At 60.4% G+C, this 17,305-nt stretch carries 15 protein-coding genes and 1 tRNA gene; 8 read left to right on the top strand and 8 right to left on the bottom strand.

The window, feature by feature from the left end:
- The first annotated feature begins 64 nt into the window (after positions 1 to 64).
- Complete coding sequence (locus tag PPUTUW4_RS17710) at positions 65 to 1,819, top strand: L,D-transpeptidase family protein (protein ID WP_015095923.1); 1,755 nt, start codon at positions 65 to 67, stop codon at positions 1,817 to 1,819.
- A gap of 690 nt (positions 1,820 to 2,509) precedes the next feature.
- Here the strand turns inward: PPUTUW4_RS17710 and PPUTUW4_RS17700 are convergent.
- Positions 2,510 to 2,977, bottom strand: coding sequence for a hypothetical protein (locus PPUTUW4_RS17700; protein WP_015095921.1), 468 nt, complete (start codon positions 2,975 to 2,977; stop codon positions 2,510 to 2,512).
- A gap of 191 nt (positions 2,978 to 3,168) precedes the next feature.
- Here PPUTUW4_RS17700 and PPUTUW4_RS17695 point away from each other — a divergent pair, with 191 nt between their 5' ends.
- Positions 3,169 to 4,740, top strand: a complete 1,572-nt coding sequence (locus tag PPUTUW4_RS17695) for a GGDEF domain-containing protein (RefSeq protein WP_015095920.1) — start codon at positions 3,169 to 3,171, stop codon at positions 4,738 to 4,740.
- A gap of 111 nt (positions 4,741 to 4,851) precedes the next feature.
- Positions 4,852 to 6,258 carry a DUF1254 domain-containing protein gene (locus PPUTUW4_RS17690; protein ID WP_015095919.1) on the top strand — a complete coding sequence of 469 codons (1,407 nt, stop codon included), beginning with the start codon at positions 4,852 to 4,854 and terminating at the stop codon, positions 6,256 to 6,258.
- A gap of 34 nt (positions 6,259 to 6,292) precedes the next feature.
- Here the strand turns inward: PPUTUW4_RS17690 and PPUTUW4_RS30365 are convergent, their stop codons facing one another.
- Positions 6,293 to 6,619 carry a hypothetical protein gene (locus PPUTUW4_RS30365; RefSeq protein ID WP_015095918.1) on the bottom strand — a complete coding sequence of 109 codons (327 nt, stop codon included), beginning with the start codon at positions 6,617 to 6,619 and terminating at the stop codon, positions 6,293 to 6,295.
- 274 nt (positions 6,620 to 6,893) lie between these two features.
- Here PPUTUW4_RS30365 and PPUTUW4_RS17685 point away from each other — a divergent pair, with 274 nt between their 5' ends.
- Together PPUTUW4_RS17685 and PPUTUW4_RS17680 are read left to right on the top strand one after the other, a co-directional pair.
- On the top strand, positions 6,894 to 7,688 hold the full coding sequence (locus PPUTUW4_RS17685; protein WP_015095917.1) for an exodeoxyribonuclease III: 795 nt from the start codon (positions 6,894 to 6,896) through the stop codon (positions 7,686 to 7,688).
- 113 nt (positions 7,689 to 7,801) lie between these two features.
- Positions 7,802 to 8,632, top strand: coding sequence for an arylamine N-acetyltransferase (locus PPUTUW4_RS17680; protein WP_015095916.1), 831 nt, complete (start codon positions 7,802 to 7,804; stop codon positions 8,630 to 8,632).
- Positions 8,633 to 8,687: 55 nt separating this feature from the next.
- On the opposite strand, the gene PPUTUW4_RS17675 is transcribed toward PPUTUW4_RS17680, so the two are convergent.
- A complete protein-coding gene (locus PPUTUW4_RS17675; protein WP_015095915.1) occupies positions 8,688 to 8,993 on the bottom strand; it encodes a BrnA antitoxin family protein in 306 nt (101 codons plus the stop codon).
- Between the two features lie 3 nt (positions 8,994 to 8,996).
- Positions 8,997 to 9,278, bottom strand: a complete 282-nt coding sequence (locus PPUTUW4_RS17670) for a BrnT family toxin (RefSeq protein ID WP_015095914.1) — start codon at positions 9,276 to 9,278, stop codon at positions 8,997 to 8,999.
- Between the two features lie 255 nt (positions 9,279 to 9,533).
- On the opposite strand from PPUTUW4_RS17670, the gene PPUTUW4_RS17665 reads away from it, so the two are divergent.
- On the top strand, positions 9,534 to 11,051 hold the full coding sequence (locus PPUTUW4_RS17665) for a nucleobase:cation symporter-2 family protein (RefSeq protein WP_015095913.1): 1,518 nt from the start codon (positions 9,534 to 9,536) through the stop codon (positions 11,049 to 11,051).
- A gap of 135 nt (positions 11,052 to 11,186) precedes the next feature.
- Here PPUTUW4_RS17665 and PPUTUW4_RS17660 read toward each other — a convergent pair.
- Positions 11,187 to 11,262: transfer RNA gene (locus PPUTUW4_RS17660), tRNA-Asn, on the bottom strand.
- A gap of 227 nt (positions 11,263 to 11,489) precedes the next feature.
- Here PPUTUW4_RS17660 and PPUTUW4_RS17655 point away from each other — a divergent pair.
- The gene (locus PPUTUW4_RS17655; RefSeq protein WP_015095912.1) at positions 11,490 to 11,720 is read left to right on the top strand and encodes a hypothetical protein; all 231 of its coding nucleotides are present in this window, start codon (positions 11,490 to 11,492) and stop codon (positions 11,718 to 11,720) included.
- Here PPUTUW4_RS17655 and PPUTUW4_RS17650 read toward each other — a convergent pair.
- Together PPUTUW4_RS17650 and PPUTUW4_RS17645 are read right to left on the bottom strand one after the other, a co-directional pair.
- On the bottom strand, positions 11,717 to 11,926 hold the full coding sequence (locus PPUTUW4_RS17650; protein WP_007986927.1) for a hypothetical protein: 210 nt from the start codon (positions 11,924 to 11,926) through the stop codon (positions 11,717 to 11,719). The two genes, PPUTUW4_RS17655 and PPUTUW4_RS17650, sit on opposite strands and share 4 nt — an antisense overlap.
- 212 nt (positions 11,927 to 12,138) lie before the next feature.
- The gene (locus tag PPUTUW4_RS17645; RefSeq protein WP_015095910.1) at positions 12,139 to 13,335 is read right to left on the bottom strand and encodes an amino acid aminotransferase; all 1,197 of its coding nucleotides are present in this window, start codon (positions 13,333 to 13,335) and stop codon (positions 12,139 to 12,141) included.
- A 335-nt stretch (positions 13,336 to 13,670) separates the two neighbouring features.
- On the opposite strand from PPUTUW4_RS17645, the gene uvrB reads away from it, so the two are divergent.
- Entirely contained in the window at positions 13,671 to 15,686 is a 2,016-nt protein-coding gene (gene uvrB, locus PPUTUW4_RS17640; protein ID WP_015095909.1) for an excinuclease ABC subunit UvrB, read from the top strand.
- A gap of 117 nt (positions 15,687 to 15,803) precedes the next feature.
- Here uvrB and PPUTUW4_RS17635 read toward each other — a convergent pair whose 3' ends face one another.
- Entirely contained in the window at positions 15,804 to 17,294 is a 1,491-nt protein-coding gene (locus PPUTUW4_RS17635; protein ID WP_177325117.1) for an MDR family MFS transporter, read from the bottom strand.
- Between the last annotated feature and the right edge of the window lie 11 nt (positions 17,295 to 17,305).

Genomic DNA, 17,305 nt, shown 5'->3' with positions numbered 1-17,305 from the left:
TAATTTCGAGTCTAGCAGCGAGCGCAAAGCTGGCGCCGCTGAATCAGGGGATTAAGGATTATCCATGGTGCAATTAACAAGGTCATTCGTCATAAGCCGCATGTTTTTTATGGGCTTTCTGATCAGCGGTGCGGCCTTTGCGCAAACTTCGCCGATTGAGCCGGTATCTGCAGCGAGCAGCACAAGCGATGCCGCGGCGCCTGACGATGCGGTCGGCCAGGCGATTCAGGCAACGCTGGAACCGCTGCGCTCGGCCTTTCCGCCGTTGCTCACTTCAAGGCGCAATCAGCGTGTGGACGTCAGCCGGGTGGTGCTGGATTTCTATATGCATCGCAACTATCGCGCCGCGTGGACGGATGATCGTGATGTGGTCCAGTTACTCAAGAGCCTCGAAGACACCCGGGTCGACGGCCTGACCCCGGCGGATTTTCGTATCACCGAACTGGCCCGGGCCCATGAATCGCTGATGGCCGCCATGCCTTCGACGGCACAGCGGGCGATGTTCGACATGGCGGCTACCCGCACCTTCATCACCGCGTTGCTGCAACTGCGCCGGGGCAAGGTCGATCCGTCGCGGCTGGACATTCACTGGAATTTCGATCCTGCCGGCGGTAATGCCCGCGAGGACATGAACAACCTGTTCAGCGCCCTCGATGCCCATGACGTGGCACGTGCATTCGCCGATGCGCCTCCTCAGGAAGAGATTTACCGCAATTTGCGCGAGGGCCTGGCCCGGTTGCGCCAGGTGCGTGATGCGGGCGGCTGGCCGAAAGTCACCGAAGGTCAATCGCTCAAGCCCGGCATGGACGGGGTGGCGGTCGGACAATTGCGTGCGCGCCTGGTGGCGGGCGGGTACCTGGACCCGCACCTGGCGAAAAAAGCCGGTTACGACGACAAGGTCATCGCCGCGGTGAAGAAGTATCAGACCGAGCAATACCTGGGGGCCGACGGCGTGGCGGGGGCGGCGACGCTGGCGGCGCTGAACGTGCCGGTCGAGGCGAGGATCGATCAGGTGCGGGTCAACATGGAACGCGCCCGCTGGCTGTTGTACAAACTTCAGGGCACGTTCGTGATTGTCGATATCGCCGGCTACAAGGTGGCGATGTATCGCGACGGTCTGCCGATCTGGCGTTCGCGGGTGCAGGTCGGCAAGCCGGTGCGCAGTACGCCGGTGTTCCAGGCCGAAATCACCTACATCACATTCAACCCGACCTGGACCGTGCCGCCGACCATCCTCAAGCAGGACGTGATTCCAAAAATCCAGAACGATCCTGGCTATCTGGCGGCCAACCGGATTCGCGTGCTTGATCGCGAAGGCAATGTGCTCGATCCGTCGGACGTTGACTGGAGCAACCCGCGAGGCATCCGCCTGCGTCAGGATGCCGGCCCCGACAGTTCGTTGGGGCAGGTGGTGATCCGCTTCCCCAACGACTATGCGATTTACCTGCATGACACGCCGCACCGCGAGCTGTTTGCCAAGACGGTCCGGGCCACCAGCTCGGGCTGCATCCGCGTGGAAAACCCGCTGCAACTTGTCGAGTTGTTGTTCAACGACCCGGTGCGCTGGAACAGTGCCGGGATTCAAAAGCAGTTGGCCAATGGCAGGACCGAGAATATCCAGCTGCCGGTGAAGGTGCCGGTGCTGCTGGCCTATTGGACCGTGGACCTGAGCAATGACGGGCGAGTGACGTTCAAGCCGGACATTTATGATTACGATGCCCGGGTGTTGCAGGGCTTGAGTCAGCCAACGAAATTGCCTCCCCTGGATTTGCGTCAGGCAGAGATCCCACTGGTGGTGACGGGGCAGGGCCAACAGTAACCAAAGACTGAAAAGACGCCTCGGGAGCGCCATTTTTGGGGGGGGGTACTGGTTTGGAGCGTGGGCACGGTCCCCTGTAGGAGCCGGCCAGCGATGGTCGTTAACGATAACGCGTGTGAGCCGGATGAACGCGGCGCATTCGAGTCCATCGCCAGCAGGCTGGCTCCTACAGGTTTCAGCGTGGGCATGGCCCCTTGGGGGAGCTGGCTTGCCAGCGATGGTCGTTAACGATAACGCGTGTGAACTGGATAAACGCGGCGCACTGAAGTCCATCGCCAGCAGGCTGGCTCCTACAGTTTCAGCGTGGGCACGGTCCTTTGTGGGAGCTGGCTTGCCAGCGATGGTCGTTAACGATAACGCGTGTGAACTGGATAAACGCGGCGTATTTGAGTCCATCGCCAGCAGGCTGGCTCCTACAGTTTCAGCGTGGGCATGGCCCCTTGTGGGAGCCGGCTTGCCAGCGATGGTCATTAACGATAACGCGTGTGAACTGGATAAACGCGGCGCATTCGAGTCCATCGCCAGCAAGCTGGCTCCTACAGTTTCAGCGTGGGCATGGCCCCTTGTGGGAGCCGGCTTGCCAGCGATGGTCGTTAACGATAACGCGTGTGAGCCGGATAAACGCGGCGCATTTGAGTCCATCGCCAGCAGGCTGGCTCCTACAGTTTCCCATGCCCTTTAGCAACCGTCCTAAAGCGCCAGCCCTTGTTGCACCACTACAAGCAGATCGTTTTCTGTCAGCGCCACCGCATCCTGTTGTGCTGTGGCTTGCTCGATCGTTTGTAGCCACCAGTGTGTTTCGCCGTGTTCGTCCACGGTGCGCAACAGGGCGAACTCGTTGCCCGGGGAGTGAATCTCGACGCGCCCCTCGCCATCGGCGGTGAAGCGTGCAACCGGGTCAAAGGTAATGCTGTGCCCGTTGCCGGAGATCACCAACTGGTCGATGGCGTAATCGTAGGAGTCACCCTCGGGATGACTTTCGAACACATGGGTGGCGTTGCGCCGCAGGACCAGGCCCGCTTCGGTCAAGGGCAGCAGCCAGTGCTCTATCCGTTGATACAGTTCGTAGACCTGGCCCGGCCAGCCATCGATCGCCTGATCTGCGCTGGTCAGCCCTGTCCGTTTCATTTTTGCAGCGAGCTCGTCTGCCTTGCTCATGTCGATTCCCTGTATGGAGGTCAGTCTAATCGTAGCTCGTTGACGCGCAGACAGTACTGCCCTGGGTCATGTTTGCAGCGCCACCGGGCAAGTGGTTGCCCCTTTGTCGTGGATAACCCCGTAAACTACGGCCCACAAAAACTGAGGGCTTTGGGCCGTTGCCCATGCCTTGTCCCTGACAGGATGAACTTTTGCCCACGCGCTTTAACAACCCGGACCACGCCCCTGGCGTTGCACTGAAACGCATACCGCTGCGCAAGGCCGCGGTGTTGTTCATTGCCACGGTGTGTCTGTGCCTGTGCGGTTTGCTCTACCTGCAACTGGAGCAATCCCGTCGCCATGATCTGAGTCTGGCGCAAGTGGCGTCTTCGAACCTGACGCGGGCAATGGCGCAGCAAGCCGAAGACACCTTCATGAAGGCTGACCTGGTGCTGACCAGCCTGGTGGACTGGATTCAGGTCGACGGTTTCGGCCAGGACATGCGACCTCGCTTGCAGCAGACCTTTGCCCGGCGAGTGCTGGCACTGGATCAATTGCACGGCATCCTGTTGTTCGACCAGAAGGGCCAGTGGGTGGTGACCTCGTTTGAAAACCTGCCCCGGGGTACCGGGGTCGCTGATCGCGAGTACTTCAAGTATCACCAGCAGAACGTATCGTCGGTGGCGCATATCGGCCCGGCCATCCGCAGTCGGGAAAACGGCGAGTGGATCATCCCTGTTTCCAAGCGGGTCAACGACAGGAACGGCCATTTCCAGGGCGTATTGCTGGCCGGCATCAAGATGTCGTACTTCGACCAGTTCTTCAAAAGCTTCAGCCTCGACGACAACGGCTCGATGTTTCTCGGCCTGACCGATGGCACTTTGTTGGCGCGTCGACCCTTTGTAGAGGCGCAGATCGGCGTGTCGCTGGCCCAGGGCGAGATCTTCCAGAAGTTCCTGCCACAGGCCAACTCTGGCAATGTGATGTTCACGTCCATCATCGATGGCGTGACACGCCTGTACGGTTACCGCCAGCTGGAGGCGTATCCGCTGGTGGTCGCCGCTGCGTCGTCCACACAGACCATTCTCGCGGACTGGTACGACACGGCGTACCGCTCCAGCCTCATCGTTGCCCTGGTGCTGCTGGGCGTGGGGTTGTTCGGTTGGGTGTTCATTCGTCAGGTGCGCGTGGGCGAGCGGGTCGAGTCGGATTTGCGCAGGGCCCAGCAAGCACTGGAGCTGATCGCCACGCATGACAGCCTGACCGGCCTGGCCAACCGCCGGTTGTTCGAGCGGGCGATGGACATCGAGTTCGGGCGCGGTGCCCGGCAGGCAAGCTCCTTGAGCCTGATCATGCTCGATATCGATTACTTCAAGCGCTACAACGACACTTACGGCCACGTGGTGGGGGATCACTGCCTGGCCGAAGTGGCACGTGCGCTGAAGAGTTGCTGCCACCGCAAGGCCGATCTGGCGGTGCGTTACGGCGGTGAAGAGTTTGCGGTGCTGCTGCCCGACACCGACATTCACGGCGCCATGACGATTGCCGAACAGATCCGTCGCAGTGTCATCGACAAGAACATCACTCACACCGGCTCACCCAATGGCTACGTGACGGTCAGCCTGGGCTGCTATTCGTTCGTGCCCTCGGGGCTTGACAGCATGGACGTGTTTGTCGAGCGGGCCGATGCGGCGTTGTATCAAGCCAAGCATTCGGGTCGCAACCGCGTGGCCACATTGTCGATGGCCGGTGGTGGCGAGGCATTGATGCGCTCCGATCGTTGAAGTGCTTTTGTGCCGGTGGACCGTCTTGCTGGCCAGTCAGAATTGATCGTCTAGAGTTCCGTTAGCGCTGTCGAACCCGGCAGGCTCTCCCACGTAAGGACGATCGCCAACATGTTGCTACCTCAAACGTTGACAGCCGTTGCTCTGACCGTCGCAGCCGCTGCCATTTTTCCGCTGGTCAGCCAAGCGCAACCGAAAATCACCGCTGAAGAAGCGCATGCCATCGGCGTGGATGCCTACATCTATTTTTACCCGCTGCTGAGCATGGACGTCACCCGCAAGCAATTCACCAACATCGAGCCGGGCAAGGAATTCGGCAAGGGCCCGATGAACATGTTTGTCAGTGTGCCGCAGTACCCACCAGCCGATTTCAAAGGGGTGGTGCGCTCCAACTTCGACACCTTGTATTCGATTGCCTGGCTGGACTTGAGCAAGGAGCCGCTGGTGATCGCCGCGCCGAATACCGATGGACGCTTCTACCTGCTGCCAATGCTCGATATGTGGACCGACGTCTTCGCGTCGCCGGGCTGGCGCACCACGGGCACCGAGGCCGGACAATTCCTCGTGACGCCACCGGGCTGGACGGGCGCGGTGCCTGCCGGGATGAGCCATCTGCCGGCGCCAACGCCCTTTGTCTGGGTCATCGGCAGGACCAAGACTGACGGCGCAGAGGATTACGCGGCGGTGCACAAGATCCAGGCCGGCTACACGGTGACGCCGTTGTCGCGCTTAGGCAAGGAGCCTGAAGCCGTCACCGTGAAAGTCGACCCAGCGGTGGACATGAAAACGCCACCGAAGATTCAGGTCGACTCCATGTCGGCTGCCGATTACTTCACTTACGCTGCCGAGTTGCTGAAGGTGAACCCGCCGCACAGCACCGACCAGCCAATGCTGGCGCAGATCAAGCGTCTTGGAATCGAAGTCGGCAAGTCGTTCAACATGGACGCGCTGGACCCACAAATCCAGGCCGCACTGCAAAAGGTGCCTCAGGATGCGCAGGCCTTGATGACCTGGAAAGTGCCGACCCTGGCGCGGGAGGTCAATGGCTGGTCGATGAACACCGACACCATGGGCGTCTACGGCAACTACTACCTCAAGCGTGCCATTGTTACGCAGGTGGGGCTCGGCGCCAACCTGCCCGAGGACGCGATTTATCCGTTGAACATCGGCGACAGCAACGGCAAGCCACTCGATGGCGCGAACAAATACGTGTTGCATTTCAGCAAGGGCGAGACACCGCCGGTTAACGCTTTCTGGTCGATCACCCTGTATGACCCGCAAGGTTTCCAGGTCGGCAACTCACTCAACCGTTTTGCAGTCAGTAGCTGGATGCCGTTCAAGCACAACGCCGATGGCTCGCTGGACCTCTATTTCCAGAACGAAAGCCCTGGCAAGGATCTGGAAGCCAATTGGCTGCCGGCGCCCAAAGGCTCATTCAATCTGACCATGCGTTTGTATGGCCCGAAAGCCGAGGCGCTGAATGGCAAGTGGAACCCGCCGGCGATCAAGCAGCTGTAAGCCCAGGACGAAAAAAGCAGCCAACGACGTCATGTCATTGGCTGCTTTTGTTTGTCCAACTGCCCGTCCCGCCGCCAGCGCCGCCTGTTCCACCTCCGGGGGCACCGGTGCCACCGCCCGCGCCACTGCCCGGACCATTGACGCCGGTGCTGCCCATTGACGAGCCGGATCCATGACTGCGGCCTGAGTCGCTGGAGGGGGAGCCGGTCCTGTTGCTGTCTGGCTGCATGGTTGAACTGCGGGTTGCGCCGGGTGCCGTACCGGACGCGCCAGGACCCTCGCCGGACGCCGCAAAGGTGGCCACGGACGTAGCCGCCAACCATGCGGCCATGAGCAGCGAAGTCATTTTTATGTTCATCATGGTCGTCTCCAGGATGAGTCGTTACCTGATGTTAGTGTGACAGGGCACACGGTGGGTGCCGATCCGGTTGACGAGTGGCGCGGGGTCCTGGCGGGCCACCGATTCATGGCCAAGCCCGCTCCCACAGTTGAGCTGTGTCGGGTGGGAAATTTGCGTACACCCTCGAATCGACCAGCTTGCGCTCAAGGTGCTGCCGCCCCCGGGACCACGGATGCAACCACCGAAATGGGCAGGTGTCACAGTTCAGGCACCTAGTCCTCAGGAGTGTCCGGTCATGAAGAAACTGCGGATTGCCACGTTCAACGTCAATGGCCTGCGCGCCCGGCTGCCCAACCTGCTGGCCTGGCTTGAACGGGAAAAACCGGACATCGCCTGCTTGCAGGAACTGAAGGCAGTGGACAGCGCATTCCCGGCTGCCGAGCTTGAAGCACTCGGCTACGGTGCCATCTGGCAGGGTCAGGCGTCATGGAACGGCGTGGCAATCCTGGCGCGGGATGCGCAGCCGCTGGAAAGCCGGCGCGGGTTGCCCGGCGATGACAGCGACAACCAAAGTCGTTATCTGGAAGCCGCAGTCCACGGGGTTCTGGTGGGTTGCCTGTATTTACCTAACGGCAACCCGCAGCCGGGGCCGAAATTCGAGTACAAGCTGGCATGGTTCGAGCGCCTGATCCGTCATGCGCAGGTGCTTCAAGGCAGTGAACATCCGGTGGTGCTGGCGGGTGACTACAACGTGGTGCCCACCGACCTGGACATCTATAACCCGCGCTCATGGCTCAAGGACGCCTTGCTGCAACCGCAGAGCCGCGAGTGCTACCAGCGGTTACTGGACCAGGGCTGGACCGATTCATTGCGGCACCTGCATCCGCAGGATCGGCTCTATACGTTCTGGGATTACTTCCGCCAGCACTGGCAGAAAAACTCCGGTCTGCGCATTGATCATCTGCTGCTCAACCCGGCCCTGAGTCCGTACCTGCAAGACGCCGGGGTGGATGCCTGGGTGCGCAATGAGCCCCACGCCAGCGACCATGCGCCGACCTGGATTCAATTGGGTTCGCGCAAGCGGCGTTGAGTTTTTCATGACGAATGATTGGCTAAATCAATTGTCGGTGGCCGTGCCTGATCCCGTATACATAGCGACCACTGGCGGAGCAATCCGCCGCTTGCGTGCAAAAGGATTGAACGATGAGCGAGCCACGCCTGACTGACCGTGCTTTGTATCTGCAACGCCTGGGCTTCGATGCACCCCCGGCACCGACCCTGGAAACCTTGCGCCAACTGCAACTGCGCCATACCGGGGTTTTTCCGTTTGAAAACCTCACCACGTTATCCGGCGAACCGGTGCTGATCGACCTGCCGTCCATCGAGCGGAAGGTCTTGCATGCGGGCCGTGGCGGTTATTGCTACGAACTCAACAAGCTGTTTCTGGCCTTGCTTCAGGAATTGGGTTTCGACGCCCGCGCCATCAGCGGTCGGGTAGTGATGGGGCAGCCGGAGGGCGCCTGGACGGCCCGGACCCATCGCCTGAGCCTGGTCATCATTGATGACGTACGCTACATCACCGACGTCGGCTTCGGCGGCATGGTGCCGACCGCGCCACTGCTGCTCGATTCCCGCGCCGAACAACTCACCCCGCACGAATCGTATCGCATCGACCTGCACGTCGACGGCTTTACCCTGCGCGCCAACGTAGCCGGTGAATGGCGATCGATGTACATCTTCGACCTGCAACGCCAGGAAGATATCGATTTTGCTGTAGGCAACTGGTACGTCTCGACCCACCCCGAATCGATTTTCGCCAGGCAGTTGATGGTGGCGCGCACCGGGGAGGGCTGGCGCCGTACGCTCAGCAACGGCAGTTTCGCCATTCACCGGATCGGCCATGACAGCGAGCGGCGGGAGGTGACGGATGTGCAGGAACTGATTGGCCTGTTGGGCAGTGAGTTCGGCATCCGCGTACCGGAACAGGCGCAATTGGCGCGGACGCTGGAGCAATTGATCGCAGCGCCGCAATAGCGGGCTGATCGCAGGCATCACAAAGGGCGGGTCAGATTGATCGGCCCTTTGCGTTTCAGGGCCGAACACCCGGCGCCATCACCCGTTGAATTTCGCGCAAGGCCTCTGCCAGTTTCTGCTCCAGGCCCTTGAGTTCGGCAGGCGTGAGGGTTTGTTTCAGTTTTGCGCTCTTGCCTTCGTTGAGCAGGGCCCGGCGCAACGTATTGTTGATTGCCGTCTGGTAGCCGTACCCCTCGTGTTCTGCCAGGGCCCGGGCGGCTTCGATGACGGCGTCATCGAGCATGATGGTAATGCGGGTCTTGCCTTTGGCGGGCGCCACGGCCCCGCGCCTGGCGTCACTGAAGTCGTATTCGTCTTTCATCGGTCATGTCTCCAGGTACTGACGGCGCTCGCTTTTGGTGGCGATGCGCGCGGAAATGATTCGAACGAAATTCGGATCGCGGTAGGTGTACACGACGACCAGCAAACGGCCTTTGGCATCCAGCCCCAGGGTGATCCAGCGTTGTTCGTCGTGGTGGTTGTCCTCGATGGTCAGCGCTCGTTCGTCATGGAATACCGGTTCAGTCTCTGCGAGGCTGATGCCTTGGTGCTTGAGTTTGTTGGCTGCGTTCTTTGCCCTGTGGAACTGAATGTCGAATGGCTTCATTATGCATACTTTATATGTATAAAAAAGAGGCGAGTCATACCGATGGTCGCCAGGAGTTCGAAAGACTAGTCAGCACTTGGGGGGGAGGCAGCGAGGGAAGTATTTCAAGGTTTTTGGCGGGATCAGAAGGGGGGCTATCAGGCGAAAATGGACAAGTATCCATTTTGTGACCGATAAGTTGTATACAACTCTATAGACATTTGTCCTGTGTCTTGCATACAGTGTGCGCATAACAAAAACCAGGGAACCCCCTCCATGAAAACGCCCCATGTTTCACACCAACGGCCCGAGGACGAAAACCTAGGGATCGGCGCGAATATGGCTTATGGCCTGCAACATGTTCTGACCATGTATGGCGGTATCGTTGCGGTGCCATTGATCATCGGCCAGGCGGCCGGGCTCTCGCCAGCGGACATCGGTTTGTTGATTGCTGCTTCATTGTTTGCGGGGGGGCTGGCAACGCTGCTGCAAACCCTGGGTCTACCGTTTTTTGGTTGTCAGTTGCCGCTGGTGCAGGGCGTATCCTTCTCTGGCGTCGCGACCATGGTGGCGATTGTCAGCAGTGGCGGGGAGGGCGGGTTCCAGTCGGTGTTGGGGGCGGTGATAGCGGCGTCCCTGATCGGATTGCTGATAACCCCGGTGTTCTCGCGTATCACCAAGTTCTTCCCGCCGCTGGTGACCGGCATCGTGATTACCACCATCGGCCTGACGCTGATGCCGGTAGCCGCGCGCTGGGCCATGGGCGGCAACAGCCACGCACCGGATTTCGGCAGCATGGCGAATATCGGTCTGGCGGCGGTGACGCTGGTGCTGGTGCTGCTGCTGAGCAAAGTCGGCAGTGCGACCATCTCCCGCCTGTCGATCCTGCTGGCCATGGTCGTCGGTACGGTGATCGCGGTGTTCCTTGGCATGGCGGATTTCTCGTCCGTGACCCAGGGGCCGATGTTCGGCTTCCCGACACCCTTCCACTTCGGCATGCCGACCTTCCACTTCGCGGCGATCCTGTCGATGTGCATCGTGGTGATGGTGACGCTGGTGGAAACCTCGGCCGACATTCTGGCGGTCGGTGAAATCATCGACACCAAGGTTGACTCCAAGCGCCTGGGCAACGGTCTGCGCGCCGACATGCTGTCGAGCATGTTCGCGCCGATCTTCGGATCCTTCACCCAGAGCGCCTTTGCCCAGAACGTCGGGCTGGTGGCGGTCACCGGCATCAAGAGCCGCTACGTGGTGGCCACTGGCGGTTTGTTCCTGGTGCTCCTCGGTCTGCTGCCCTTCATGGGGCGGGTCATCGCCGCCGTGCCGACCTCCGTACTGGGCGGCGCCGGCATCGTGCTGTTCGGCACCGTCGCGGCCAGCGGCATTCGGACCTTGTCCAAGGTCGACTACCGCAACAACGTCAATCTGATCATCGTCGCCACCTCCATCGGCTTCGGCATGATCCCGATCGCGGCACCGAGCTTCTACGATCAATTCCCGAGCTGGTTCGCGACCATTTTCCATTCGGGCATCAGCTCGTCGGCGATCATGGCCATCGTGCTGAACCTGACCTTCAACCACCTCACCGCCGGTAACTCCGATCAGCAATCGGTGTTTGCGGCCGGTACTGAGCGGGTGCTGCGTTATCAGGATCTGGCGGCGTTGCGCGAAGGGGACTACTTCAGCGACGGTAAGCTGCACGATTGCGACGGCAAGGAGATTCCGGTGCTGGAATCGGAACACGGCGGGGCAGAACCACGGGCGGTGCACGCGAAAAGCAGTGAACATGTCTGACGTTCACGGCGACTGAAAAGGGCCGATCTGTCGAATAGACAGATCGGCCCTTTTTTCTTTTCAAGAGATGGCTTTTCATCGGCCACAAAAAAGCCCCTGGATCTTTCGATTCAGGGGCTTTTCGGTGTTGCTGTCTGGCTCCACGACCTGGACTCGAACCAGGGACCCAGTGATTAACAGTCACTTGCTCTACCAACTGAGCTATCGCGGAATGGCGCGTATCTTACTGATTCAAAAAGAGAAGTCAAGCATCGAATAACAATTGGAGCGAATTATCGGGACGGGCGGTGGTTTGGCGGCGATTGGCGGTTACCAGGATCGCCACGGAGGTCTACCATGGTCGCCCGGAAGTGGTGACACGCGCTGCCGGCCATTCGCCGAAAAGGTACGCGCCATGAATCATTTGACCCTCACACCTCGACACCACGGGGTGCACCCATGAGCATCTCTCAGATCAGCCTGCCCAAGGGTGTCGGCCCCCATGCCGAAAAGTTGTTCGACGCCATCACTCAGGCCGGCACCGCTGAAGCATTGAACCGCGCGGGTGGCAAGGCCGAAGGTTTCGTTCTGGGGCTGGAAAGCACCAAGGCGATCAAGAGCCAGGTCGCCGAATCGCTGTATGTCGCCTACGACGACGCTGCCAGCCAGCGTGCGACCGAACTGTCTTAACCGCCGAAGGTAATGGTGGCAACCATCAGTTTGGCGTAGAGCGCTGTGGCACCCAATTGCACCAGCCACAGGGCCAGGCCGCCGAGGAATACACCCGCAGCGACTTGCATTACCAGGTTGTTGCCGCGTTTGGCCGGGGCGCGGGGGATGAAGTGATCCAGGTCATCCAGGTCATCGCGGTCGGCGCGCAGGTCATCGTTTTTCATGTGGGTTCTCATAGGTCATTCAGGTGTGCGCAAACCTGTGGGAGCGGGCTTGCTCGCGAATGCGATCTGACTGAGACATCGGTGTTGGAGCTGCTGGCCCTTTCGCGAGCAAGCCCGCTCCCACACCTTGATCTGACTCAGTCTAGGGGAATATCGATGGTCCATAAAAAACGGGAAGCCACAGGCTTCCCGTTTTTCATTTCAAGGCTGAATCAGATGACCTGGACAATCGCGTCCGTCACCACCTCGATGTTGCTCTGGTTCAGAGCAGCCACGCAGATGCGGCCGGTGTCCAGGGCGTAGATGCCGAACTCGTTGCGCAGGCGATGAACTTGCTCAACGCTCAAGCCGGAGTAGGAGAACATGCCGCACTGACGACCGACGAAACTGAAATCGCGCTGAGGCGCTTTTTTTGCCAGCAGGTCGACCATCTGGGTGCGCATGCCACGAATGCGCAGGCGCATTTCGGCCAGTTCGGCCTCCCACTGGGCGCGCAGTTCCGGGCTGTTCAGCACGGCAGCGACAACGCTGGCACCGTGGGTCGGCGGGTTGGAGTAGTTGGTACGGATCACGCGCTTGACCTGCGACAGCACGCGCGCGCTTTCTTCTTTCGATTCGCTGACGATCGACAGGGCACCTACGCGCTCGCCATACAGCGAGAACGACTTGGAGAACGAGCTGGAAGCGAAGAAAGTCAGGCCCGACTCGGCAAACAGGCGCACGGCAGCGGCGTCTTCGTCGATGCCATCGCCGAAACCTTGATACGCCATGTCGAGGAACGGCACGTGGCCTTTGGCTTTAACGACTTCCAGGACGTTTTTCCAGTCCGCCGGGCTCAGGTCGACGCCGGTCGGGTTGTGGCAGCAGGCGTGCAGCACAATGATCGAGCCGTTCGGCAGCGCGTTCAGGTCTTCCAGCATGCCGGTACGGTTCACGTCGTGGGTCGCGGCATCGTAGTAGCGGTAGTTCTGCACCGGGAAACCGGCGGTTTCGAACAGCGCGCGGTGGTTTTCCCAGCTCGGGTCGCTGATCGCCACGACAGCGTTCGGCAGCAGTTGCTTGAGGAAGTCGGCACCGATTTTCAGAGCGCCAGTACCGCCAACGGCCTGGGTGGTGATGACGCGGCCAGCGGCGAGCAGTGGCGAATCATTGCCGAACAGCAGCTTTTGCACGGCCTGGTCGTAGGCGGCAATGCCGTCGATTGGCAGGTAGCCACGGGAAACGTGTTGAGCGGCGCGAATCGTTTCGGCTTCGACAACGGCGCGCAGGAGTGGAATTCGCCCCTCCTCGTTGCAGTAAACACCGACCCCCAGGTTGACCTTGCTGGTGCGGGTATCGGCGTTGAATGCTTCGTTGAGGCCCAGGATTGGATCGCGTGGTGCCATTTCGACAGCGGAGAACAGGCTCATTATTGCGGCGGCTCTGAATGGAGAGTGGAGGGACGTGTCGCGCTCCAGCCGAATGCACTAGAGCGGTGCACAAACGGGGAGCTAGTATAGAGGCCATCGGCGATGGCTGGCGACAGGCGATTTACCTTTTAAGGCAAGTTTTTCCGATTATTTATCGACCGTCAGTCGAATGGTCTCGGCAAAGGTTTTGCGTGATGCAGGACGTTTGCCTTGAAAGCGCTGGCAATCGGCTCCACATTGAGCACAATCCAGTTTTTTCCTCGGGCGACATCGGTCGTTTGCGGTCTTTCTCGTTCGTGCCGGTTTGACCGGCAAGAGTGATCCAGAGGTATTTCATGTCTGAATTCCAGCTAGTCACCCGTTTCGAGCCCGCCGGCGATCAGCCGGAAGCCATCCGCCTGATGGTCGAGGGCATCGAGGCCGGGCTGGCGCACCAGACGCTGCTCGGTGTGACCGGCTCGGGCAAGACCTTCAGCATCGCCAATGTGATCGCCCAGGTGCAGCGCCCGACGCTGGTGCTGGCGCCGAACAAGACCCTGGCGGCGCAGTTGTACGGCGAGTTCAAGGCGTTCTTCCCGAACAACGCGGTGGAGTATTTCGTTTCCTACTACGACTACTACCAACCTGAAGCCTACGTGCCGTCCTCGGACACCTTCATCGAGAAAGATGCCTCGATCAACGACCACATCGAGCAGATGCGATTGTCGGCGACCAAGGCATTGCTCGAGCGCAAGGACGCGATCATCGTCACCACGGTGTCGTGCATCTACGGCCTGGGCAGCCCGGAAACCTATTTGAAGATGGTGTTGCACGTGGATCGCGGCGACAAGCTCGACCAGCGTGAGTTGCTGCGCCGCCTGGCCGACCTGCAATACACCCGCAATGACATGGAATTCGCCCGGGCGACCTTCCGCGTGCGCGGCGATGTGATCGATATCCATCCGGCGGAATCGGATTTCGAAGCAATCCGCATCGAACTCTTCGACGATGAAGTGGAAAGCCTGTCGGCCTTCGATCCATTGACCGGCGAAGTGATCCGCAAGCTGCCGCGCTTCACCTTCTACCCGAAGAGCCACTACGTCACGCCCCGGGAAACCCTGTTGGGCGCGGTCGAAGGCATCAAGGTCGAGTTGCAGGAGCGCCTGGAATACCTGCGCTCCAACAACAAACTGGTGGAAGCCCAGCGACTGGAGCAGCGCACCCGTTTCGATCTGGAGATGATCCTCGAACTGGGTTACTGCAACGGCATCGAAAACTACTCCCGTTACCTGTCCGGTCGCGAAGCCGGCGCGCCGCCACCAACCCTTTACGATTACCTGCCGGCCGACGCCTTGCTGGTGATCGACGAATCCCACGTCAGCGTTCCGCAGGTGGGCGCCATGTACAAGGGCGACCGCTCGCGCAAGGAAACCCTGGTCGAATACGGTTTCCGCCTGCCCTCGGCCCTGGACAACCGGCCGATGCGTTTCGATGAATGGGAAAGCATCAGCCCGCAGACGATTTTCGTTTCGGCGACGCCGGGCAACTATGAAGCCGAGCACGCCGGGCGCGTGATTGACATGGTAGTGCGCCCGACCGGGCTGGTGGACCCGCAAATCGAGATCCGCCCGGCACTGACCCAGGTCGACGACTTGCTGTCGGAAATCACCAAGCGTGTCGCTCTGGAAGAGCGGGTGCTGGTCACGACGCTGACCAAGCGCATGGCCGAAGACTTGACCGACTATCTGGCCGACCACGGCGTGCGCGTGCGCTACCTGCACTCGGACATCGACACCGTGGAGCGGGTCGAAATCATCCGCGACCTGCGCCTCGGCACCTTCGATGTGCTGGTGGGCATCAACCTGTTGCGCGAAGGCCTGGACATGCCGGAAGTGTCGCTGGTGGCGATCCTCGATGCCGACAAGGAAGGCTTCCTGCGTTCCGAGCGCTCGCTGATCCAGACCATCGGGCGGGCGGCGCGTAACCTCAATGGCCGGGCGATTCTGTATGCCGACCGCATCACGGGCTCCATGGAGCGGGCGATCGGCGAAACCGAGCGTCGTCGCGACAAGCAGATTGCCTTTAACATGGCCAATGGCATCACGCCCAAAGGCGTGTTCAAGGACGTCGCCGACATTATGGAAGGCGCCACAGTGCCGGGTTCGCGCAGCAAGAAGCGCAAGGGCATGGCCAAGGCCGCCGAAGAGAACGCCAGGTACGAAGCCGAATTGCGCTCGCCGGGCGAGATCGCCAAGCGTATCAAGGCCCTGGAAGAGAAGATGTATGCATTGGCGCGTGATCTGGAGTTTGAAGCAGCGGCGCAGATGCGCGACGAGATTGGCAAGTTGCGCGAGCGGTTGATCACTGTTTGATCTTTAGTGCCTGAACTGGCCTCATCGCGAGCAAGCTCGCTCCCACAAGGTTCAAGGTGATCCCTGTGGGAGCGAGCTTGCTCGCGATGAGGCCGGTCAGGGTACTGCAAGTATCAATTAGTGCGCCTCGCCAGCCTTCAACCCCGCCGGCAATTTCCGGGTAAGCAACACCGCCAGCATGCTGATCCCCAGCGCAATCCCGACAAAATGAAACGCATCGTTGTAGGCCATGATCGATGCCTGTTGATGCGCGATCTCGCTGAGTTTGCCCAATGCCGCCGTTTCACTGCCCAAGAGGTCGGTCAGCGAGGCAATGCGCTCGGCCACCTGCGGATTGCTCGGCACGATGGACTCACGCAGGTAATCGAAATAAACCTTGGTCCGCGCATCCAGCAGCGTGGCGAGCAGGGCGATGCCGATGGCCCCGCCGAGGTTGCGCAGGATGTTGAACAGGCTCGATGCCGACCCTGCATCCTGGGGCAGGATGTAGGACGTCGCGATCAGCGAGATGGTGACCATGATCAGCGGCTGGCCCAGGGCGCGGATGATCTGGATCTGATTGAACTGCGGCCCGGCAAAGTCCGGGTTGAGCACGCCTGAAGAGAAGCTCGCCAACCCGAATAGCCCGAAGCCCAATGTGCACAGCCATTTGGGCGAGACGAACTTCATCAGCTTGGGCACCAGCGGGATCAGAAACAGCTGCGGCACGCCCATCCACATGATCACTTCACCGATCTGCAGGGCGTTGTAGTTCTGGATTTGCGCCAGGTACAGCGGCAGCAGGTAGATCGAGCCGTACAACCCGACCCCCATGCCGACGCTGGAAATGCTGGACAAGCCGAAGTTGCGATTGCCGAGGATGCCGAGGTTGATCAACGGATTGGGTTTGGAAAACTGCACGATCACAAAGGTGATCAGGCTGACCAGCGCGATGCTGCCCAGGGTCACGATCAGGCTGGATTCCAGCCAGTCCTTGCGATGGCCTTCCTCCAGGAATACCTGCAGGCAACCGAGCCCGACGCCGAGGGTGAGAATGCCGGCGTAGTCGGTGCTTTTCAGCAATTCCCAGTGCGCCTCTTTCTTCTCCAGGCCGTACATCAGGCCGGCGATCATGATCAGGCCGGGCGGGATGTTGATGTAGAAGATGTACTCCCAGCCCCAGTTCTCCGTCAGCCAGCCGCCGAGGGTCGGGCCGATGGAGGGTGCGAACGTGGCGGTCATGGCGAACATGGCCATGCCTTTGGCGCGGTGGTGTTCCGGGAGCTTGATCAGGGTCAGGGTGAACGCCAGTGGAATCAGCGCACCGCCGGTAAACCCCTGCAGGGCGCGAAACACGATCATGCTCTCCAGGCTCCAGGCCATGGAGCAGAGCAGGGAGGCCGCGAGAAATCCGAGGGACACCCACACCGCCAGGCGTCGCGCCGACAGCAACTGCACGAGCCAGGCGGTGAGCGGAATCATGATGATCTCCGCCACCAGGTAGGAGGTGGAAATCCACGAGCCTTCCTCCAGGGTCGCCGACAGCGCGCCCTGGATATCCTTGAGCGAGGAGTTGGTGATCTGGATGTCCAGCACCGCCATGAAGGCGCCGAGCATCACGCTCATCACCGCGATCCAGT

This window comes from Pseudomonas sp. UW4, assembly GCF_000316175.1.
GTDB classification, from domain to species: Bacteria; Pseudomonadota; Gammaproteobacteria; order Pseudomonadales; family Pseudomonadaceae; genus Aquipseudomonas; species Aquipseudomonas laurylsulfatiphila.
This window is presented reverse-complemented; position numbering and strand designations above follow the sequence as displayed.